This is a genomic window from Butyricicoccus sp. AM32-19 (assembly GCF_003480365.1).
In the GTDB taxonomy this organism is placed as follows: domain Bacteria; phylum Bacillota; class Clostridia; order Oscillospirales; family Butyricicoccaceae; genus Agathobaculum; species Agathobaculum butyriciproducens.
On the sequence record NZ_QUIX01000032.1, the window covers coordinates 1 to 283 of the forward strand.

The window sequence follows — 283 nt, forward strand, 5'->3', positions numbered from 1 at the left end:
AACAACTCCCGTCAGGCAGTTTACGGCTACGACCAGCGCGTTGAGGCGTTCGGCTCTAAGGGCATGGCTTCCGATGCTAACGACCTGCTGAACACCACCACCGTACTGACCAAGGATGGCGCTCACTCCGAGAAGCCGCTGTGGTTCTTCCTCGAGCGTTACAACCAGGCATTCATCAACCAGGTTATCTCCTTCGTTGATGCAATCAACAACGATACCCCGACTGCTGTCGGCGCTATCGACGGCCTGCGTCCGGTTCTCATGGCTAAGGCTGCTACCGAGT

1 pseudogene is annotated in these 283 nt (G+C 56.9%); it reads left to right on the plus strand.

From position 1 onward, the window contains the following. A pseudogene (locus DW806_RS15330) lies at window positions 1-283 on the plus strand (inositol 2-dehydrogenase); the annotation flags it as partial.